This window comes from Streptomyces sp. NPDC048277 (assembly GCF_040652235.1).
Lineage (GTDB): Bacteria > Actinomycetota > Actinomycetes > Streptomycetales > Streptomycetaceae > Streptomyces.
In genome coordinates, this window is the sequence record NZ_JBEZLQ010000002.1 from 100,327 (window position 1) to 120,487 (window position 20,161).

At 69.4% G+C, this 20,161-nt stretch carries 14 protein-coding genes; 4 read left to right on the forward strand and 10 right to left on the reverse strand.

All coding sequences use genetic code 11. The features are described 5' to 3' along the window. Positions 1-52 precede the first annotated feature (52 nt). On the forward strand, positions 53-853 hold the full coding sequence (locus AB0D85_RS05130) for a glucose 1-dehydrogenase (RefSeq protein WP_362313783.1): 801 nt from the start codon (positions 53-55) through the stop codon (positions 851-853). 28 nt (positions 854-881) lie between these two features. On the opposite strand, the gene AB0D85_RS05135 is transcribed toward AB0D85_RS05130, so the two are convergent. From AB0D85_RS05135 to AB0D85_RS05145, 3 genes are all read right to left on the reverse strand, one after another. Continuing rightward, positions 882-1,439 carry a DUF4232 domain-containing protein gene (locus AB0D85_RS05135; protein WP_362313786.1) on the reverse strand — a complete coding sequence of 186 codons (558 nt, stop codon included), beginning with the start codon at positions 1,437-1,439 and terminating at the stop codon, positions 882-884. Positions 1,440-1,610: 171 nt separating this feature from the next. Then, complete coding sequence (locus AB0D85_RS05140; RefSeq protein WP_362313789.1) at positions 1,611-2,918, reverse strand: transposase; 1,308 nt, start codon at positions 2,916-2,918, stop codon at positions 1,611-1,613. Positions 2,919-3,035: 117 nt separating this feature from the next. Beyond that, positions 3,036-5,114, reverse strand: a complete 2,079-nt coding sequence (locus tag AB0D85_RS05145; protein WP_362313792.1) for a carbohydrate-binding module family 20 domain-containing protein — start codon at positions 5,112-5,114, stop codon at positions 3,036-3,038. A 189-nt stretch (positions 5,115-5,303) separates the two neighbouring features. On the opposite strand from AB0D85_RS05145, the gene pulA reads away from it, so the two are divergent. Both pulA and AB0D85_RS05155 read left to right on the forward strand, forming a co-directional pair. Further along, positions 5,304-10,676 (forward strand): pullulanase-type alpha-1,6-glucosidase, encoded by a 5,373-nt coding sequence (pulA, locus tag AB0D85_RS05150; protein WP_362313795.1) that lies wholly within the window; start codon positions 5,304-5,306, stop codon positions 10,674-10,676. 50 nt (positions 10,677-10,726) lie between these two features. Continuing rightward, complete coding sequence (locus AB0D85_RS05155) at positions 10,727-11,086, forward strand: isomerase (protein ID WP_362313798.1); 360 nt, start codon at positions 10,727-10,729, stop codon at positions 11,084-11,086. 27 nt (positions 11,087-11,113) lie between these two features. On the opposite strand, the gene AB0D85_RS05160 is transcribed toward AB0D85_RS05155, so the two are convergent. The 4 genes from AB0D85_RS05160 to AB0D85_RS05175 all read right to left on the reverse strand — a co-directional run bounded on the left by AB0D85_RS05160 (position 11,114) and on the right by AB0D85_RS05175 (position 15,817). Continuing rightward, positions 11,114-11,803, reverse strand: coding sequence for a TetR/AcrR family transcriptional regulator (locus AB0D85_RS05160; RefSeq protein WP_362313801.1), 690 nt, complete (start codon positions 11,801-11,803; stop codon positions 11,114-11,116). Positions 11,804-11,859: 56 nt separating this feature from the next. Continuing rightward, a complete protein-coding gene (locus AB0D85_RS05165) occupies positions 11,860-12,888 on the reverse strand; it encodes a PDR/VanB family oxidoreductase (RefSeq protein ID WP_362313804.1) in 1,029 nt (342 codons plus the stop codon). Next, positions 12,888-13,793, reverse strand: a complete 906-nt coding sequence (locus tag AB0D85_RS05170) for a metal-dependent hydrolase (protein ID WP_362313807.1) — start codon at positions 13,791-13,793, stop codon at positions 12,888-12,890. Before AB0D85_RS05170 ends, AB0D85_RS05165 begins: the two co-directional genes overlap by 1 nt. A gap of 95 nt (positions 13,794-13,888) precedes the next feature. Continuing rightward, a complete protein-coding gene (locus AB0D85_RS05175; RefSeq protein ID WP_362313810.1) occupies positions 13,889-15,817 on the reverse strand; it encodes a hypothetical protein in 1,929 nt (642 codons plus the stop codon). A gap of 178 nt (positions 15,818-15,995) precedes the next feature. On the opposite strand from AB0D85_RS05175, the gene AB0D85_RS05180 reads away from it, so the two are divergent. Further along, positions 15,996-16,403: a hypothetical protein gene (locus AB0D85_RS05180; RefSeq protein ID WP_362313813.1), complete on the forward strand. Its 408-nt coding sequence runs from the start codon at positions 15,996-15,998 to the stop codon at positions 16,401-16,403. A 75-nt stretch (positions 16,404-16,478) separates the two neighbouring features. Here the strand turns inward: AB0D85_RS05180 and AB0D85_RS05185 are convergent, their stop codons facing one another. The 3 genes from AB0D85_RS05185 to AB0D85_RS05195 form a co-directional block, all read right to left on the reverse strand. Continuing rightward, entirely contained in the window at positions 16,479-18,023 is a 1,545-nt protein-coding gene (locus AB0D85_RS05185) for a DUF1996 domain-containing protein (protein WP_362313816.1), read from the reverse strand. Positions 18,024-18,197: 174 nt separating this feature from the next. Beyond that, positions 18,198-18,848, reverse strand: coding sequence for a response regulator transcription factor (locus AB0D85_RS05190; protein WP_362313819.1), 651 nt, complete (start codon positions 18,846-18,848; stop codon positions 18,198-18,200). Further along, positions 18,833-20,107 (reverse strand): sensor domain-containing protein, encoded by a 1,275-nt coding sequence (locus AB0D85_RS05195; protein ID WP_362313822.1) that lies wholly within the window; start codon positions 20,105-20,107, stop codon positions 18,833-18,835. The genes AB0D85_RS05190 and AB0D85_RS05195 overlap by 16 nt, the downstream gene beginning before the upstream one ends. Positions 20,108-20,161: the final 54 nt, after the last annotated feature.

Genomic DNA, 20,161 nt, shown 5'->3' on the forward strand with positions numbered 1-20,161 from the left:
AGGTACCGCCGGTGCCTGGATGAGCCACGGGCCCGGCCCCAGGCTCGAAGCCATGGAAGACATGGAAAACATGCACAACACTGCGATCACCTACCAGGGCCTGCTGACCGGCAAGGTCGCCTTCATCACCGGCGCCGGACGCGGCATCGGCGCGGCCGCGGCCCGGCTCTTCGCCCGCGAGGGCGCCCGGGTCCTGCTGGCGGCCCGCACGGAGGACCAGCTCAAGTCGGTGACCGAGGACATCCGCGCGGCGGGCGGCACCGCCGACTACGTGGTCTGCGACCTGGCCGACGCGGCGAGCGTCCGCGCCGCCGTCGACCGCACCGTGGAGGTCTACGGCCGCCTCGACCTCGCCTTCAACAACGGGGCCGTGGCCCAGCGGCCCGTCCCCCTGGACGAACTCGCCGAGGCCGAGTTCGACCACGTCACCGCCGTGAACCTCAAGAGCGTCTGGCTCGCCATGAACGCCGAGGTCGCCGCCATCCGCGCCACCGCCGGCACCGGAGCCATCGTCAACAACTCCTCCATCGGCAGCCTGCGCGCCAACCCCGTCCTGCCCGTCTACGGCGCCATGAAGCGCGCCGTCAACAGCCTCACCCAGTCGGCCGCCGTCAGCTACGGCCCCGAGGGCATCCGCGTCAACGCCGTCGCCCCCGGCGGCACGCTCACCGAGATGGTCCGCGACTGGGACGAGGCCACCCCCGGCATCATCGACCACATGAAGTCCGTGACGCCCCTGCGCCGCACGGCCACCCCCGAGGAGATAGCGGAGGCCGCCGCCTGGCTCCTGAGCGACCGCGCCTCCTATGTGTCGGGCGCGATCCTCCAGGTGGACGGCGGGGCCGGGGCGTAGGCGCAGCCGCCGTCCGGGGCGTGGAAGGTCAGTCGGTGACGTCGATGTGCCGGGCCAGCGCGGTCACGGAGAGGTCGCCGTGGTCGACCCACTCGGGGAAGGCCAGCGTCTTGTGCTGCTTGGAGGCGGGCGGGGTGATCTCCAGGTAGGAGGCGTGCACCGCGCCCGAGGTGCCGGTGTTGGCGTGGGTCCAGGCGACGACGGCCTCGGCGCTCTGGCCGTCCTGGAGGACCAGGGTCTTCTTGCCCGGGTCCTTGGCGTACCAGGTGTCTCCCCAGTGCGTGTGGGTCGTGAGCGCCCGGTGCGCGGAGTTCTCCAGGCCCAGACCGGGGTAGCCGCGCAGCGCGCAGGTCCTGCCGCTGAGGTTGCGCAGTCTGATGACGACGCCCTGGTGGTTCATCCCGCCGCCGAGCTGCTTGCCGAAGGTGGCCTTGAGCGCGGAGGCGGAACAGGTCGGCGCGGCCTGCGCGCTGCTCGGGCCCGCGGCCGAGGCGGTACCCACCCCGACGATCCCCAGGCCGACGACGGCGGCCACGGCGAGCGCGGTGCGGCCGTACACACGGCCGGTGCTCCGGTGTTCGTTCATGATGACGGTGCTCCCTCGTGTCCTGCGGCACGGGGCGCGAGATGCGCCCCGTGCCGTCCTCTGGTGCCGTACACGAGGTTCGATGCGCGATCCGCCGGAAAAGTTCGCCGGCTACTTCCAGGTGTCAGAATAAGTCCTTCTTGACGTACTTTTGACGATTCTCGCTGCCGATCAAAGACCGCGATTCCCTTTCGCCGCTGTCGCAGCGGACCGGGCTTCACGCATCCGCCTCCGGGGCTGGCCGGGACTCGACGCCGAAGAGCGTCTGCGCGTGCTGTTGGTGACCGAGCCACCCGTCCGGCGGGCTCGGGCGTGAATCTCGACGGCGGCGTTGTGGTCGGCGTCGTCCTCGAATCCGCAGTGGACGCAGACGAAGAGACGGCCACATCCCGGCCGTGACTTCGGATCGACCTTTCCGCAGTCGGGATTCCCGCAGGTATTGGAGGTGTGAAAGGCAGGAACCAACCTCAGTTCCGACCCGTAAATCCGGCACTTGTAGTCAAGTTGCCGACGGCGCTCACCGGGGCAGTTGTCGAGGACGGAGCGGTTCAGCCCCGCCTTGGCCCTTACTTTGGTACCTGGCTGTTCGGCAGTTCCTTTGGCACTCTTGGTCATGTTCTGCACGCTCAAGTCCTCGATGCCGACGTAGCCGTGGTTCTTGGCGAGGTCGGTGGTGAGTTTGTGCGTGAAGTCTCGTCGCCGGTTGGCCTGCCTGGCCTTGATCTTCGCGATCTGCTCGATGGTGCGACGGAGCCGGTTGCTGCAGCGGCCTCCTTGATGTTTCTTGGCGTACGTGAGCTGCCGTGCCCTCTTCTGTTCGAGGTGCTTGAGCCGGGCTCTCTCTGGTGCGGAGAGCGTCTGAGGCATCAGCCTCGGTCGTTCCTCCGTGGATACATACGCCGAGGCAGCGACCCCGAAATCCACTCCGCACCCGGGCCTGTCGAGCGGCGGCGCCTGCTCGACCCCCGTAGCAACACCGAACGAGACGTGCCAGCCAGTGCCGTTCCTGCTGATCGTGGCGTTGCGAAGCGTCCCTCCCAGGGCGCGAGACAGACGAAACCGCACCCAGCCGATCTTGAGAACCTGCACTTCCGCCCAGTGCCGGTTGAGTTTGCGGACCTTGACCGTCTGGCCTGGAAAAGACAAGTTCATGCGACTGCCGCGCTTCTTGAAGCGCGGGTACCCCGCAGGATGCGCCGGGTTGAAGAAGTTGTCGTAGGCGAGATCCAGTTGACGCAGCACTTGCTGGCCAGCGGTCGCGGGAAGCTCCCGCAACCAGTCGATCTCGGCCCGCGCCGCTGTGAGCGAACGGGATTGCTCCACGGAACGCAGCGTCACACCCCGCTGCTTGTAGACGTATTGACGTTGCTCCAGCGCCACGTTCCACAGAGCCCGTGCAGAGTGCCCCCATGAGGTGAGGACCTCCTCCTGTCCCGGGGTGGGGTACAGGCGGTACTTGCGTCCCCTGTCGGCTTTCATACGACAGGATCAACGACGCCGATACGGATCGGTCACGGCTTCGAAAATGCACAGATGAACGGGCTCTCGTCGGCGTAGGCCGACGAGAGCCCGTTCATAGGTGTTGAGCTTGCTCGACTACTTCCAGGTGTCGCTGGTGGCGTAGCCCGACGAAGTGCCGGTCGTGTAGGAGCGGTTGGTGCCCGACTCCCATGTCACGGTCCCAGAACTGTCCTTTTGGACGAACTTATAATCAAATGTTGTGCTCTTCGGGACGATCACCAGCTTGCTCCATGTCGGGTACGACTCCGACGACAGCGGGATCGCGTCGCTGGTGTTCCAGGAGCCGAGGGAGGCGATGGAGCCCACGACGTAGACGTTGGTGCCCCAGGTGGTCGTGGCGTACTCGTTGAAGGTCACGTCCGTGGCGTCGGCGTTGGCCACGTTCCAGGAGTTGTTGAGGGAGACCGCCGAGGTGGTGGTCGTGGCCGACCTGTTGGCGTTGGACTCCCAGGTCACGTTGCCCGAACTGTCCTTCTTTATATACTTATAAGTGAAGGACGTGTTGATCGGTACGCTCACCTCCCCCGACCAGATCGGGTACCCGGAGGACGACAGCTGGATCGCCTTCGAGGTGTCCCAGCCGCCCAGGGCGGAGATGGAGCCGACGACGTAGACGTTGGTGCCGGTGGTCGTCGACGCGTACTCGTTGAACGTCGCGCTGACCGTCGACGTCGAACCGCCGCCACCGCCGCCCGCGTCGCCGCAGCCGACCGTGCAGGTGTAGGAGGAGTTGTAGAAGGCGACCGCGCTCTTCGCCGGGATGGTGAGGGAGGCGCTGCCGCCGGAGACGGTGACCTTGGTGGCCCCGCCGTCTACGACGTTCGAGTACGTGCCGTCCGCCATGCCGGTGGTGAACGTGTAAGTCGCTGATGAGGAACCGTTGTTGAGCGCGAAGAAGCCCGCGCCGCTGCGGCCGAAGCCGATGACGTTCGAGGACATGGTCTGCCAGTCGGAGACCGCGGCGGTGTCGACCGCGTTGTGCCAGGCGACCATGCCGACGACCCCGGTGTCACGGTCGAGGCAGTACCAGGACCCGCTGGCGCAGTCCGTGTCCGTCACGAAGCCGGACGAGTTCGGCGGGGCCTGGTCGCTCTGTGTCCACTCCCAGCTGGCGTAGACCGTCGGCGTCGACCACTTGTAGGCGAGCTCGAAGAGGTTCGCCAGCTTGTAGGTGTCGCCGTCCTTGTACGACATGTGCAGGCCGTTGCGCTCGGTGTCGTGGTTGGTCACGAAGGACACCGAGTTGGCGGCCGGCAGGATGCCGCTGCTGGAGAGGGACGAGAGGTCGCTGACGTTGCCCTGGAAGGCCGACTTCATCTTGCTCGCGTAGGTGAAGTCCAGGACGTCGCCGGAGCCGTAGTAGTCGCTGGGCTGCGGGGTGGAGCCCGGGTAGACCTCGTCGAAGACGTACGGCGCCGCGCCGGACGTCGTGGTGTTCAGCTTGGCGACGATGGCCGCCATGTCGGTGGCCGGGATGTGCTTGGCCGAGTCGACGCGGAAGCCGTCGACGCCCAGGGCGATCTGCTTGTTGAGGAAGGCCGCGAGGCCCGAACGGACGTTGTCCGCACCGGTCTTGAGGTCGGGCAGGCCGAGCAGTTCGCAGTTCTGGACCTGGGTGAGGTTCGAGTAGTCCTGGATGGTCAGGTCGGAGGTGGGGCAGTCCGCGGAGGTGTGGTAGTCGCTGGGGCCCCAGTCCGCGGTGTTGTACTTGTTGGTGAGGACGGTGCCGTCGTAGCCGGTGCCGGTCTGCGCGGCCGTGTGGTTGATGACCGCGTCGGTGTAGACCTTCACGCCCGCCGTGTGGCAGGCGGTGACCATCGAGGCGAACTGCGTCGCCGTCCCGAACCGGCTGTTCAGGGTGTACGAGTACGGCTGGTAGACGTCCCACCAGTAGTAGTTGGTCTGCTTGAGGGACTCGGAGGGCGGGGCGACCTGCACCGCGCCGTACCCGGCCGGGCCGAGCACGTTGGTGCACTCGGACGCGATCGAGTTCCAGTTCCATTCCCAGAGGTTGGCGATCACATCGCCCTTGGCGGTGGTGTCCGCCTGTGCGGCGGTGGCCGGCAGGGCGACGACGCCCGCGAGCGCCAGGGCGCCCGCGGCGATCGCGACGGCCGTGCGTCTGAAGACACCCGGGGGTCGGTGTCCGGTCATGTGCGGCTCCCAAACAAGAGGGACAGGCTTCAACAACCCTGGAGCGTGGGCCAGTTGAGACAGCGCGTCAATACGCCTCGTGAAATTTCTTGCTGTGATTTTCAAGCCTCTTGCTGTAAACCTTTCGTTAGCGATACGGTCGCGCCGGGTCGGACCCAAGAGAGCAGCTATCGCTAGGAGTTCACACCGGTGATACATGTCAGACGGGTCGCGGCCGTCGCCGTGGCCGCCCTCGCCGTCGCGCTGGTGCAGCCGCTTGCCGCACATGCCGACACCCCGCCCGCGCCCCCCTCGGACGCCAGGCTCGCCGCCGAGCCGGCCCGGCACGACGACACCCGCGAGCAGTTCTACTTCGTCATGCCGGACCGGTTCGCCAACGGGGACACCGGCAACGACAAGGGCGGACTGACCGGCTCCCGGCTCTCCACCGGGTACGACCCCACCGACAAGGGCTTCTACCAGGGCGGCGACCTCAAGGGCCTGACCAAGCGGCTCGACTACATCAAGGGGCTCGGCACCACCGCCATCTGGATGGCCCCGATCTTCAAGAACAAGCCCGTGCAGGGGACCGGCAGCAACGCCTCGGCCGGCTACCACGGTTACTGGATCACCGACTTCACCCAGGTCGACCCGCACTTCGGGACCAACAAGGACCTGGCGACCCTCATCTCCAAGGCGCACGCCAAGGGCATGAAGGTCTTCTTCGACGTCATCACGAACCACACCGCCGACGTCGTCGACTACGAGGAGAAGTCCTACGACTACCTCTCCAAGGGCGCTTTCCCCTACCTGACCAAGGACGGGCGGCCTTTCGACGACGCCGACTACGCGGACGGGAAGAAGAAGTTCCCGGCGGTCTCCACCGCCTCCTTCCCGCGCACGCCCATCGTCACCAGCGAGTCGAAGGTGCCGTCGTGGCTCAACGACCCGACGATGTACCACAACCGGGGCGACTCGACGTTCGCCGGCGAGTCCGCGACCTACGGCGACTTCTCCGGCCTGGACGACCTGTGGACCGAACGGCCCGAGGTCGTGCACGGCATGGAGAAGATCTACGAGCGGTGGGTGAAGGACTACGCCATCGACGGCTTCCGGATCGACACCGTCAAGAACGTCAACATGGAGTTCTGGACCCAGTGGGCGACCGCGCTCGACAAGTACGCGGCGGACCACGGCCGTAGGAACTTCTTCATGTTCGGCGAGACGTACTCCGCCGACACCTCCGTCACCTCCCCGTACGTCACCCAGGGGCGGCTGGACGCGACCCTCGACTTCCCCTTCCAGGACGCGGCCCGCTCCTACGCCTCCCAGGGCGGCAGCGCGCAGAAGCTGTCGAGCGTCTTCGCCGACGACTACAAGTACACGACCGACAAGGCCAACGCCTACGAACAGGTCACCTTCCTCGGCAACCACGACATGGGCCGGATCGGGTACTTCCTGAAGCAGGACAACCCGAAGGCCACGGACGCCGAACTCCTCGCCAAGGACCGGCTCGCCAACGAGGTGATGTTCCTCAGCCGCGGCAACCCGGTCGTCTACTACGGCGACGAGCAGGGCTTCACCGGCTCCGGCGGGGACAAGGACGCCCGGCAGACGATGTTCGCGTCCAAGGTCGCCGACTACCTGGACGACGACGAGATCGGCACCGACCGGACCGCCGCCAGCGACTCCTACGACACGAGTGCACCGCTCTACCAGCAGATCAGTGCTCTCTCCAGGCTGCGCGCAGCCAACCCCGCCCTCGCCGACGGCGTCCAGACCGAGCGCTACGCGGCGGACGGCGCCGGTGTCTACGCGTTCACCCGGACGGACGCGAAGACCGGCCAGGAGTACGTCGTCGCCCTCAACAACGCCGGCACGGCGAAGACGGCGACCTTCGCCACCGGGTCGGCCGACATGCGCTACCGCGCGATCTACGGCACCGACGGCACCGTGACCTCCGGTACGGACAACGGCGTCACCGTCACCGTCCCCGCCGAGTCCGCCGTCGTCTACCAGGCCGCCGGCCCCCTCGCCAAGCCCGCCACCGCACCCGCCCTGACCCTCACCGCCCCGGCCGCCGGCGCCACCGGCACCGTCGACCTCACCGCGAACGTCACCGGCGGACAGCTCGACCGCGTCGTCTTCGCCGCCCAGGTCGGCAACGGGAAGTGGACCGTCCTCGGCTCCGCCGACCACGCCCCCTACAAGGTCACCCAGACCATCGCCAAGGACGTCCCGGCCGGCACCGCCCTGCGCTACAAAGCGGTCGTGATCGACTCCGCCGGACACACCGGCAGCGCGCTCGCGACCAGCACCTCCGGCACCCCGCCCGCCGCCGAGACCCCTACCGCCTCCTCCCGCGACTACGCGATCGTCCACTACAAGCGCACCGACGGCGACTACGACAACTGGGGCCTGTACGCCTGGGGCGACATCGCCGACGGCGAGGCGACCACCTGGCCCGCCGGCCACCCCTTCACCGGCCGGGACGCCTACGGCGCCTTCGCCTACGTCAAGCTGAAGTCCGGCGCCTCGAACGTCGGCTTCCTCGTCGTCGACAAGGACGGCAACAAGGACGTCTCCGCCGACCGCTCCATCGACGTCACCAAGACGGGTGAGGTCTGGGTCGAGCAGGGGAAGACGGACGTCCTGACCGAGAAGCCGACCGCCGACTACCCCGCGCAGGACACCACCAAGGCGGTCATCCACTACCACCGTGCCGACGGGAACTACGACGGCTGGGGCCTGCATGTCTGGACGGGCGCCGCGAACCCCACCGACTGGTCGAACCCCCTGAAGCCGGTGAAGACTGACGCCTATGGCGCGGTCTTCGAGGTACCGCTCACCACGGGTGCCACCAGCCTCAGCTACATCATCCACAACGGCGACCAGAAGGACCTGTCCGCCGACCAGTCCCTCGACCTCAAGTCGAGCGGCTACGAGGTGTGGCTGTTGAACGGCCAGGAGAAGTACCTGCTCCCGCAGCCCGCCGGCAGCGCGGTCGCGCTCGACCTGACCACCTCCAAGGCGATCTGGATCGGCCGGGACACGGTCGCCTGGAACGGCGTCGACGGTGCTGCCTCCACCCAGCTGCTCTCCTCCCACGACGGTTCGATCGCCGTCAAGGACGGGGCGCTGACCAGCGACGACGAGCGCTGGCTGCGGCTGACGAAGACCACGCTCACCGACGCGCAGAAGGCGAAGTTCCCGTACCTGAAGGACTACACGGCCTGGTCGGTCGACCCGCGTGACCGCGGCAGGGTGCGCGAGGCGCTCAGCGGGCAGCTCGTCGCCTCGCAGCGGGCCGTGAACGGCGCCGTGCTGGCCGCGACCGGCGTGCAGATCGCCGGGGTCCTCGACGACGTGTACGCGACGGCCATCAAGGCCGCCCTCGGGCCGGTCTTCCACCACGGAAAGCCGACCCTCTCCGTCTGGGCCCCGACCGCGCAGTCCGTCGCCCTCGAACTCGACGGTTCCACCGTGGCCATGCACCGCGACCCCGCCACCGGCGTCTGGTCCGTCACCGGTCCCAAGTCCTGGAAGAACAAGCCCTACCGGTACGTGGTGAAGGTGTGGGCGCCCAGCGTCCGGAAGGTGGTGACCAACAAGGTCACCGACCCGTACTCGGTCGCCCTCACCGCGAACTCGGAGCGCAGTCTGGTCGTCGACCTCGATGACAAGTCCCTGGCCCCGGGCGGCTGGTCGACCTACACCAAGCCCAAGGCCGTACCGCTGAAGGACGCACAGATCCAGGAACTCCACGTCCGCGACTTCTCGGTGGCGGACTCCACGGTCCCGGCCGCCGACCGGGGCACCTACCTCGCCTTCACCGACAAGAGCAGCGACGGGTCCAGACACCTCAAGGCCCTTGCCAAGTCCGGGACTTCGTACGTGCACCTCCTCCCGGTCTTCGACTTCGCCACCGTGCCCGAGAAGAAGGCCGACCAGGCGACCACCGACTGCGACCTCGCCTCCTACGCGGCCGACTCGGAGAAGCAGCAGGAGTGCGTCGCCGCGGTGGCCGCGAAGGACGCCTACAACTGGGGTTACGACCCCTACCACTTCACGGTCCCCGAGGGGTCGTACGCCACCGACCCGAACGGCACCGCGCGTACCGTCCAGTTCCGCAGGATGGTCAAGTCGCTGAACGACGACGGACTCCGGGTCGTCATGGACGTCGTCTACAACCACACGGCGGCCAGCGGCCAGGCGGACACCTCCGTCCTCGACAGGATCGTGCCGGGCTACTACCAGCGGCTGCTCGCCGACGGCAGTGTCGCCAACAGCACCTGCTGCTCCAACACCGCGCCCGAGAACGCCATGATGGGCAAGCTGGTGGTCGACTCGATCGTCACCTGGGCCAAGGAGTACAAGGTCGACGGGTTCAGGTTCGACCTGATGGGCCACCACCCGAAGGCCAACATCCTGGCGGTCCGCAAGGCGCTCGACGCGCTGACCCCGAAGAAGGACGGCGTCGACGGCAAGAAGATCATCCTGTACGGCGAGGGGTGGAACTTCGGCGAGGTCGCCAATGACGCCCGGTTCGTGCAGGCCACCCAGGCGAACATGGCCGGCACCGGCATCGCCACCTTCTCCGACCGGGCCCGGGACGCCGTGCGCGGCGGCAGCCCCTTCGACTCGGACCCCGGCATCCAGGGCTTCGCGTCCGGGCTGTACACCGACCCCAACTCCTCCACCGCCAACGGCACTTCGGCCGAACAGAAGGCCCGGCTGCTGCACTACCAGGACCTGATCAAGGTCGGGCTGACCGGCAACCTCGCCAAGTACCGGTTCACGGACACCGACGGCAAGGAGGTCACCGGCGCCGAGATCGACTACAACGGCTCGCCCGCCGGGTACGCGGACGCGCCCGGCGACGCCCTCGCCTATGTCGACGCGCACGACAACGAGTCGCTGTTCGACGCGCTGACGTACAAGCTGCCCGCGACGACCGGTGCGGCGGACCGGGCCCGGATGCAGGTCCTGGCGATGGCCACGGCCGCGCTCTCGCAGGGGCCGTCGCTGTCCCAGGCAGGCACCGACCTGCTCCGCTCCAAGTCCCTGGACCGCAACTCCTTCGACAGCGGGGACTGGTTCAACGCCATCCACTGGAACTGCGCCGACGGCAACGGCTTCGGGCGGGGCCTGCCGATGGCCGCCGACAACCAGTCCAAGTGGCCCTACGCCAAGCCGTTGTTGACGACCGTGAGCGTCGGGTGCGCGCAGATCGACGGGGCCTCGGCCGCCTACCAGGACCTGCTGAGGATCCGTACGACGGAGAAGGCGTTCTCGCTCGGCACGGCCGCGCAGGTGCAGTCACGGCTGTCGTTCCCGCTGTCCGGCAAGGACGAGACGCCCGGGGTGATCACCATGGAGCTCGGCGGCCTGGTCGTCGTCTTCAACGCGAGCCCGGAGCGGCAGGAGCAGCGGATCGCGGCGCTCGCCGGGACGGGATACCGGCTGCATCCGGTACAGGCGGCCGGTGCGGACACCGTGGTGAAGACGTCGTCGTACGCGGCGGACTCGGGCACGTTCACCGTGCCGGGGCGGACCGTCGCGGTCTTCACCCGCTCGTCCTGACCGTGACCTGCGCCTAAGGTGATCCCAGTAGCCGTAGAACAGGAGTGCTCATGCCGCAGATCACCGTCGACTACTCGGCCACGGCCGGCGCCGCCTTCGACCGGGAGGGCTTCGCCAGGGCCCTGCACACCGCCGTGGTCGAGATCGCGGCGGCCAAGCCGGAGGCCTGCAAGACGCTGTTCCGTGCCGCCGACGACACCGCCTTCGGCTATGACACCGAGGGGGCGCATGTCGTCGTGCACGTCACGTTCGGCCTGCTGGCCGGGCGGACCGACGAGACGAAGGCGCGGCTGACCGAGGCGACACTGGAGCTGCTGCGGGAGCATGTGAAGCCGGAGGGGTGGTTCGCGCTGCATGCGTCGGCGGAGGTGCGGGACCTGGATCCGTCGTACCGGAAGTTCGAGATCTAGGTTCTCTGGAGCTGCCCCTTACGGGGCTCAGCCCGCCAGGGCGATCAGTCGGCCGGCCAGGTCCGCGAACGGGCCGTCGGCCGGCTCGTCCTTCACCATGCCCTTCACCAGCGCGCCCATCTCCTCGTCGTACGCCGCGCTCACCGCGGCCAGCGCCGCGAAGTCGTGGACGAGCTGGAGTTCCAGTTCGGTGCGCGGAATACGGCGGCCGTCCAGCCAGATCAGGGCCGTGGACTCGGCGAGCGAGATCCAGGAGCGGACGACCAGTTCGAGGCGGGCCGGTGCCTCGGTGACGTCGAGGTGGGAGAGGATCTGCTCGTACGCGGCCTGCCGTACGGAGTCGATGAGCGCGTTGGTCGCCGAGGAGCCGACCGCCGGGCCGCCGCGCATCAACGCGGCGAAACCGGGCCCGTGTTCCTCGACGAAGTCGAAGAAGCGGCGCATCACACGCAGCAGCCGGGCCCCCAGCGGGCCCTCGTGCGGCTCGGCGAAGCGGCCCGCGAGATCTTCCGAGGCGCGCTTCAACGCGGCCTCGTACAGGCTGAGTTTGCCGGGGAAGTAGTGGTAGACCAACGGCCGCGAGATACCAGCGGCCGAGGCTATCTCGTCGATGGAGACCTCGTCGGGCGATCGACGGCTGAACAGTTCGAGGGCGACGCCGATCAACTGCTGCCGCCGCTCCTCGACTCCCATCCTGCGGCGTACCCCGGTACTCATGCGAACACCTTACCGATCGGATCCGGCCTCCAACGGACCTGACCCACCGCGGGTGTTCACAGATCCAGCACAAGTCTCCCACTTCGGGCCCGGGACACACAGATCAGCATCGAGTCGGCACGCTCCGTGTCCGTGAGCAACTCGTCCCGGTGCTCCACCTCCCCTTCCAGCACCCGCTGTTGGCAGGTCCCGCAGAACCCCTGCGCGCAGGAGTAGGGCGTGTCGGGCAGCTCCGCCCGTACGGCCGCCAGCACGGTCGACTCGGCCGGGACCGTCAACGTCCGCCCGCTGCGCCGGAGTTCGAGTTCGAAGGCGTGGTTGCCCGCGGTGTCGGTACACGGGGCGAAACGCTCCAGGCGCACGGCGGGAAAGCGCTCCTCGACCGCCGCCATCAGTCCTTCGGGGCCGCAGCAGTACACCGCCGCGCCCTCGGGCACCGGCAGCGCGTCGAGGTCCGGGCGCCCGTCCTCGTCCTCCGCGACGGCCGTGACCCGGTCGTCCCCGGCGAGTTCGCCGAGGAACGGCATCGAGGCGCGCGTCCGCCCGCAGTACAGCAGGCGCCACGCCACACCGTCCGGCAGCGACCGCACCATCGACAGGATCGGGGTGATGCCGATGCCCCCGGCGACGAACACATAGGACGGGGCGTCGACGAGCGGGAAGCGGTTGCGCGGACCGCGCACCTCCAGTTCCATCCCCTCGACCACCTGCTCGTGGACCTCCCGCGAACCGCCCCGCCCGTCCGCGACCAGCCGCGTGGCGATCGTGTACGACGAGGAGTCCGCCGGGTCCCCGCACAGCGAGTACTGCCGGACGAGCCCCGAGGGCAGCACGACGTCGAGATGCGCCCCCGGCTCCCAGCCCGGCAACCGCCCGCCTTCCAGGCGCAGTTGTACGACCCCGTCGGCGACCGTCCGGTGCGAGGCGACCAGCAGCCGCAGTGCCCGGGAGCGCGGCTGCCCGGAGGTCGGCGGGTCCAGGGCCGGCATCGGCCACAGCGGGGAGACCTCGATACGGCGGCGCACGGCCCGCCTGACGAGCAGCGCGGCGCCCGCGACGGCGACGACGGTCCGCAGCCTCGGCATCACTCGGCCCCCTTCTCGGCGCGCTCGGCGGCCAGCGCGGCGGGGGAGGAGGCCAGGTAGGCGACGGCCTGCTCGGTGGAGCCCTCCTGGGAGGGGTGGTAGGCGCGGCCGAGGTAGCGGGGTATGGACCTGAGCATGTCGCCGGTGGCCGGCAGCGTGCCGCGCCTGCCCGCGCGATAGAAGTCCCTGAACCGGGCCCGGCCCTCGGTCAGCGTGGGGTCGTTCGCCATGAAGAAGCGGGCGCCGCGCTGCCACAGGAACACGATCGCCGTGAACGCCGTCGCCCAGGTCCGCGCCCGGCGCCGGTAGCCGCCGTCGAGGTGCATGAAGAGGTCGAAGGCCACCGACCGGTGCTCCACCTCCTCGGCGCCGTGCCAGCGCAGCAGGTCCAGCATCGTCGGGTCGGCACCGCGCCGGTCCAGCTCGTCGGCGTTGAGCACCCAGTCGCCGAGGAACGCGGTGTAGTGCTCGATCGCCGCGATCAGCGCGACCCGTTCGAGCAGCCACCAGCGGCGGGCCCTCCCGGGCGGCAGGGTCCGGTCGCCGAGCAGTTTCTCGAAGAACCAGTCGACCTGCGCGGTGTACGGCGCCGGGTCGAGCCCGAGCTCCTTGAGATGGGGCAGCACCTCGTCATGGGCCTGGGAGTGCATCGCCTCCTGCCCGATGAACCCGATGACGTCCGCGCGCAGCCGCTCGTCGCGGATGAGAGGCAGCACCTGCTTGTAGACGTGCACGAACCACCGCTCACCGGCGGGCAGCAGCATGTGCAGCACATTGATGGTGTGCGTGGCGAAGGGATCGCCGGGCACCCAGTGCAGCGGGGTGTCCTCCCAGGCGAAGGACACCTTGCGGGCCTGGAGCGCTATGTGCTCGGACCGCACCGGTTGCGGCTGCTTGTTGGACATGGCGTCAATGTACTGACGGGTAGGTGGCCTGAGAAGACCTGCGGCCCACCTTGTTTACGTCGATGTCAGCAAGGGGTGCGGTGAGCGAGGGACGCTCACCGCAGTCCGCTGATCTCCCGCCCGTCGTCCAGTGTGCCCTGCAGATCGGCCTGTGCCCCCTGCTTCGCCCTGGCCACCAGCAGCGTCCCCGATGCCGAGGCGGTGACCCCGCCGGTCGCCCGGATCGACGTGGTGTCGTGGCCGCCCGCGGCCAGCAGGTACCACCGGCCCGCCCGGGACTTCCACAACACCCCGGCCAGCACCTGCGGATCACGGGGACCGCACGCCGTCACATCGGCCCCCTTCGCGGTGACCGCCCCGTACTCGCTGCCCGGTGTGCGGAACTGCGCCAGCGACACCGTGCCGTCGCCCCGCCAGGTATCCGCACGGGTGCACACCCAGGACCCGGTGCCACCGGCGTCGGGCAGCGGCTGCTCGGCGAACGCCCACGCGTTCACGCCGCGCACCCCGGCGGAGCGCTCCGCGGCCAGCGAGCAGGCGAACGGCGCCCAGTCGCGCAGCGCCTTCGCCCCCGAGGCCTCACCGGTGTATCCGGGCCGGCCCGCGGTGAGATGGGCCGGCACCAGTTCGCCCAGGTCGGTCGCGAGGTGCACACCCCGCCCGTCGGTCAGCTGGAGCACGTTCCAGGACGTGCAGGTGCCCTGCTGCATCGCGGGGCTGGCCAGCGGCCCGGTCACCCCGTCGGCCAGCCCGAGGTCCATCGCCCCCGCGCCCGGCTTCATCAGGTCCCGCTCCGCCGCCCCGGTCACCCAGGGGGCGGTCAGATACCGGACGTTGCCGTCGGCGCGGCCGAGGACCAGCGCGCTCGCCTCGGCTCCGGTCGCGCCGTCGACGCGGGCGAAGTCCAGCGCCGCGCCCTCGGTGCCGGTCTTCGGCTCGGCGTAGCGGGCGATGCGCAGACCGTCGTAGAAGACCACCACCCGGGCGCTGTCGACGACGCCCGCGTACAGCAGCTGGGGCGGGCCGGCCGGGCCGCCGGTCTGGGTGCCCGGGGTCGCCGAGACACGGACCGTGGCGCCGGGGCGGGCCCAGACGGCGAGGGCGCGGCGCAGCAGCGCGGTGTCGCCGGTGAGCGCGCCGCGCGCGGGCCAGGCGGAGAAGTCGGTGCGGGCGGCGGTCTTCCAGGCGGCGGACGGGACCCGCGTCACCTGGGCGGGGTCCAGGGCGGCCTGGGCGGCCGCGTTCTGCGCGTACGGCGGGGCGGCCGCGCCGTCGGCTCCCCAGCCGCCGCCCGGCAGCGCGACCAGCGCCCCGCACACCGCGAGCGCGGCGACGGCGGCGAGCGCGGCCTTGGTGTGCCGGCGGCGCCGCATCAGATCGGTGGGCCGGGCCTGGAGGGAGCAGGGGTCGAACTCGGGGGAGTCGAGCAGCGGGTACTCGGCCGGGACGCCGTTCGCCTCGGCGAGCGCGCCCTCGGGGTGCGCCACCCCGGCGGCCCGCAGGATCTTGCGGACGTCGCCGTCGGGGAGCTGCTCCAGACCGCGCAGCGCGTAGGCCGCGCGCGCCGGGCCGGAGAGGCCGGCGAGGCGCTGGTCCAGGGCGAGTTCGTCGGCGCCGCCGGAACGCGGGAAGAGCCGGATGCCCCACACCTGGGGGAGCAGCGGCGGCAGCTGCGCGCGCTTGGGCCACGCGGTGAACCTCAGCGGCAGGCCCGCCTCCAGCGCCGTACGCACCACATGGAGGCGGACGAACGCGTACCCGGGGTCGGTGTCCCGCCCGGTCGACTGGGCCGGGATGACCGGACCCTGCCGGCGGCCCCGGGGGAGCGCCCGCTGGACCAGCGCGTGTGCGGTCAGGACACGGCGGCCCCGGGCGAGGCCCGGCGGCAGCACCAGATAGGCGAGCCGGACCAGCCGCGGGTAGTGCTCGACGAGGGCGGCCTCGGCCTGCTCCACGTCGACGGCCGGACCCGGGGCTCCGGCGGAGGCGGCTGCGTGACGCTGCGCTACATCCTGTGACTGCACGTCCTGAAGAACGAGCGACCCGTTGGTTGGTCACCGCCACACAGGTGACACTGGCGTCCGCGCACAGGGTGACACCGCCGTTCGCGCACGATGTGAGCCTTTCGCGCCCCACAGCCGTATCGAAGGGGACGGGCCCCCTAAGGCACCCCCGGGGCCAGCAATGCGACCGGAGGATCAGATGAGGTTGACCCGACCGATGTCCGCCGTGGCCGGCGCCGTGGCCGTACTGGCGCTGGCGGGCTGCGGAACCGGAGACAGCAAGGCGGAAGCCAAGGTGCCGGTCACCGCGACCGGCAGTCTGGAGAGCCTGGCCGCCAAGGTGAAGTGCACCCCGGACATGCAGATCGACTCCGACGAGGTCCGCCAGGCCATCTGCAAGACCTCCGCCGGCAAGTTCGTCTTCGCCACCTTCGCCACCGACCGCGGCCAGCGCGAGTGGATCAACGACGCCAAGGACTACGGCGGTTTCTACCTCGTCGGCCGCAAGTGGGTCGCCGTCGGCACCGACAAGGTGGTCAAGACGCTGCAGACCACCCTGGGCGGTGGGGAGGAGATCGGCACCAACCACGCGGCGCACAGCGGTTGATCCGCTCGCGGCACATACGAAAGCGGGCGGTGGGAGAATCCCACCGCCCGCTTCGTGCTATCGGCTAGCTAGCGCTCACTGGCACTTCTTGCCGGTGTTGATGCAGTTGGCGATGGTGGTCGCCAGGTTGTTCTTGAAGACCGCGATGAAGTCGTCGTGGTCGGTGGCCGCCTTGTGCAGCTCCTCCGGGAAGCCGTCCACCGCGTAGGCGTTCTTCACCTGGCCGTTGACGATGGTCGGCGGGGTGACCTTGTAGACCAGGCGCATCGTCAGCTGCGGGATCGCGACGAAGCCGTTGCCGCAGGTGCCGCTCGCGGGGTCCGCGAAGGCGACGTGCGTGCGGTGGTTGGCGCTGTCGATGTTCTTGCCGTCCCAGCAGCTCTGGAAGGCGAAGGTACGCACCACGTTGCTGCCCTGCGGGCAGATCGGGTACTGCTCGGTCAGCTGGACCTTGTTCTCGAAGCCGGTGCAGCTCCAGTGCGCGTTGGCGTTGGCCAGACCGTTGATCGTGGTCTTGGCGTCACCGGTGATGATGCGCAGGAACTGCGGCATCGCGGTGACCTTGCTGGCCGGGCTGCCGACGTACTTGATCTGCGCCTGGAGCGGCGTCAGGATCTTGCCGACGTTGCCTTCCTTGCCACCGCCGTCCGCGTTCTGGTCGAAGTCCTGCGTGCCGTCCTGGACACGGACCACCGGCCAGTAGTAGGCCGACAGGTCGCCCTGGTTCTGGCAGCTGGTCTGGTCCGCGATCAGCGTGTCGTTGGTGGCGAACGCGTTGACCTTCTGGTTGCCGACGTAGTCGTGCAGGTGGTGCGCGCCGTTGGTCACGCCGGGCGCCACGATGACGTTGTCGGTGTTGTGGTTCTTGTTCGCGTTCACACCGCAGCGGGTGGTGAAGGAACCGGTCGAGGCGTTGCCGCTGTTCTGCGGCTTGGCCTGGACGTTCGCGGCGACCTTCGTGATGTCCACGAAGTCCGCGGCGACCGGGCCGTTGCCCGCCTGCCCGCCGATGTTGGCCGGAGCGCTGGCGCTGGCACTCGGGGCGGCCGAGGCCGAGGCCTGCCCGTTGTTGCCGTTGTTGTTCTGACCACCGTTGTTGTTCTGGCCGCCGTTGTTACGGCCGCCACCCTGGCCCGCGGTGGTCTGGTCGACGCTCTGCGTGGTGCAGGCAGCGAGCTGCGACAGCGCGCTGTTGAACTGCCCGCCGACCCGCGTGACGTCGATCCGGATCCGGTCGATCGTGGCCGCCCGCTTCTCCTTCAGGGGGCCGACGATCGCGTTCTGTACGAAGTTCGCGTCGTTCGCCTGCGCCTGGCGGGTGGAGGCGAGCCGGGCGTAGGCCTCGGTGATCTGCTTGTCGAGGTTGGCCAGTTCGGTCGCCACCCCCTGCTTGGCCTTGTCCGGCACGCTCGTCAGCTTCTGGCCGACATCCGGGCAGGAGATCGTCGCGACCGTGGCGGCGGCGGCCTTCGTGTAGTTCTGGGCGGAGTTGTTCGACTCGTGCGCCGAAGCGTTCATCTGTGCCCAGAGCAGCCCGCCCCCGCCGAGCGCTATGGCCGCCGATGCGGCTATGGCCTTGACGGCCAGCGGCGAACGGCGTTTGCGTATGTTGCGTCCCATGGAACTCCTCAGACCTTCCTTGCGGGGCGGCATCGAGGCGCCCGACAGGAGTGAAGCGGCGCCCTCTCATACGCACCTCATCTCAGAGGTGTTCAGCCGCCTCACAAATTCATCAGATTTTTGTTACGCACTTGGGGCACAACTGCCGTTTGAGCTGCGGAAGTTCCGGGAAAATCAGCGGTCACGGTCAAGGTAGGCCAGCACCGCCAGGACACGCCGATTGTCGTCGTCCGACACCTCAAGTCCCAGTTTGGTGAAGATGTTGGAGGTGTGTTTGGCGATGGCCCGTTCCGTGACGACGAGCTGAGCCGCGATCGCCGCGTTCGAACGGCCCTGCGCCATCAGCTCCATGACCTCCAGCTCGCGCGCTGTCAAGCCCCCGAGCGGCCGGTCGTCCGCACGCCGGGACAGCAGCTGCTGGATCACCTGCGGGTCCATCGCCGTACCGCCCGCCGCGACCCGCCGTACGGCGTCCACGAACTGCTCCGCGTCGAACACCCGGTCCTTCAGCAGATACCCCACCCCGCCACTGCCGTCCGCCAGCAACTCCCGCGCGTACAGCTGCTCCACGTGCTGGGAGAGCACCAGCACCGGCAGCCCCGGCCGGTCCTGCCGCGCCCTGAGCGCGCACTGCAGCCCCTCGTCGGTGTGCGTGGGCGGCAGCCGTACGTCGACCACGGCCACGTCCGGCTTCAACTCGGCCAGGGCGCGGGTGAGTTCGGGGCCGGACTCGACGGCTGCCGCGATCTCGAAGCCGTAGGCCTCCAGCAGCCGGACCAGCCCGTCGCGCAGCAGGAACAGGTCTTCGGCTAGGACAACGCGCACGGAATCTCCATCGTGACCATGGTGGGACCGCCCGCGGGGCTGCCGACGGCCAGGACGCCGTCGAATGTACCGAGCCGCCGCTCCACCCCGGCGAGCCCGGACCCGGCGCCGATCACCGCGCCGCCCTTCCCGTGGTCGGTGACGGAGATCCGCAGCATGCCGTCGGTGTGGTGCAGGTCCACCCAGATCCGGTCGGCCCCGGAGTGCTTCACCGCGTTGGTGAGCACCTCGCTCACCGCGAAGTAGGCGGCCGACTCGACCGGCGCGTCCGCCCGCCCGGGCAGGTCCACGGTCACCTCCGTGGGCAGCGGCAGCCGCAGCGCCAGCGCCCGTACGGCGTCCCCCAGCCCGCGCTCCGCGAGAACCGGCGGATGGATCCCCCGGACCAGGTCGCGCAGCTCGCCCAGCGCCTCCACGGACGCCTGCCGGGTCTGCGTGAGGAGCTGCCTGGCCTTCTCCGGATCCTTGTCCATGAGCATCTCGATCGTCCCGAGGTCCATACCCATGGCGACCAGCCGGGCCTGCGCCCCGTCGTGCAGATCCCGCTCGATGCGGCGCAGCTCGGCCGCCGAGGTGTCCACCGCGTCCTTCCGGGTCTCGGTCAACACCCGTACCCGCTCGACGAGTTCGCCCTCCCCCGGGTCGAGGACGGCACGGGTGAGACGGAAGTGGGCGGTGAGCAGGCGCGGGCAGAGGTACCAGGCGCCGACCAGCAGCACGGCGGCGGTGGCCGCGGCCCCGAACTGGGTGGGCGGGCCGGAGACCGGCACGAAGCCGTACCAGTAGGTGCCGGCACCGTCCGCGAACACCCGCCACAGCCCGGCGGCCACCGCGAACCCCTCGAAGGGATAGAACAGCAGCACCGCCGGCAGCAGCGCGGTCAGGAACCCGGCCGTCATGTCCACGAACAGCCACAGCACGTCCCGCCCGACCTGCGGGTCCCGCAGCATCCCGAAGGTGCGGGTCCAGGGGTTGGCGTCCGGCGGCAGCGGCCGGTACGCCGACCGGATCCGCACCCCGCACCACTCGTACGCGAGCCGCCGCCGTACGTCCGCCACGTCCCGTACGCCGCCCAGGATCCAGGGGGTCGTGACGATGCCGACGCCGATCGGCACCAGCGCGACGGAGACCGCGGTCAGGGTGAAGCAGAGCACGGAGACCGGCAGGATCACCAGGGCCAGCACCAGCCCCCGCACCGCGGCGAGCAGAACCTCCCGGGCCCTGCCCCGGAAGCCGCCACTGTTCGTGTTCGTCGTCATGGCGCCAGTCTCGTGGACCGCCGGGAGGGAGGTCACTGGCCCGAAGCCCCGTCT

What these genes read in the sequence shown, in the direction of transcription:
- AB0D85_RS05130 (WP_362313783.1), top strand. Translation starts at nt 53, where the DNA reads ATGGAAGACATGGAAAACATGCACAACACTGCGATCACCTACCAGGGC.
- AB0D85_RS05135 (WP_362313786.1), bottom strand. Translation starts at nt 1,439, where the DNA reads ATGAACGAACACCGGAGCACCGGCCGTGTGTACGGCCGCACCGCGCTC.
- AB0D85_RS05140 (WP_362313789.1), bottom strand. Translation starts at nt 2,918, where the DNA reads ATGAAAGCCGACAGGGGACGCAAGTACCGCCTGTACCCCACCCCGGGA.
- AB0D85_RS05145 (WP_362313792.1), bottom strand. Translation starts at nt 5,114, where the DNA reads ATGACCGGACACCGACCCCCGGGTGTCTTCAGACGCACGGCCGTCGCG.
- AB0D85_RS05155 (WP_362313798.1), top strand. Translation starts at nt 10,727, where the DNA reads ATGCCGCAGATCACCGTCGACTACTCGGCCACGGCCGGCGCCGCCTTC.
- AB0D85_RS05160 (WP_362313801.1), bottom strand. Translation starts at nt 11,803, where the DNA reads ATGAGTACCGGGGTACGCCGCAGGATGGGAGTCGAGGAGCGGCGGCAG.
- AB0D85_RS05165 (WP_362313804.1), bottom strand. Translation starts at nt 12,888, where the DNA reads ATGCCGAGGCTGCGGACCGTCGTCGCCGTCGCGGGCGCCGCGCTGCTC.
- AB0D85_RS05170 (WP_362313807.1), bottom strand. Translation starts at nt 13,793, where the DNA reads ATGTCCAACAAGCAGCCGCAACCGGTGCGGTCCGAGCACATAGCGCTC.
- AB0D85_RS05180 (WP_362313813.1), top strand. Translation starts at nt 15,996, where the DNA reads ATGAGGTTGACCCGACCGATGTCCGCCGTGGCCGGCGCCGTGGCCGTA.
- AB0D85_RS05185 (WP_362313816.1), bottom strand. Translation starts at nt 18,023, where the DNA reads ATGGGACGCAACATACGCAAACGCCGTTCGCCGCTGGCCGTCAAGGCC.
- AB0D85_RS05195 (WP_362313822.1), bottom strand. Translation starts at nt 20,107, where the DNA reads ATGACGACGAACACGAACAGTGGCGGCTTCCGGGGCAGGGCCCGGGAG.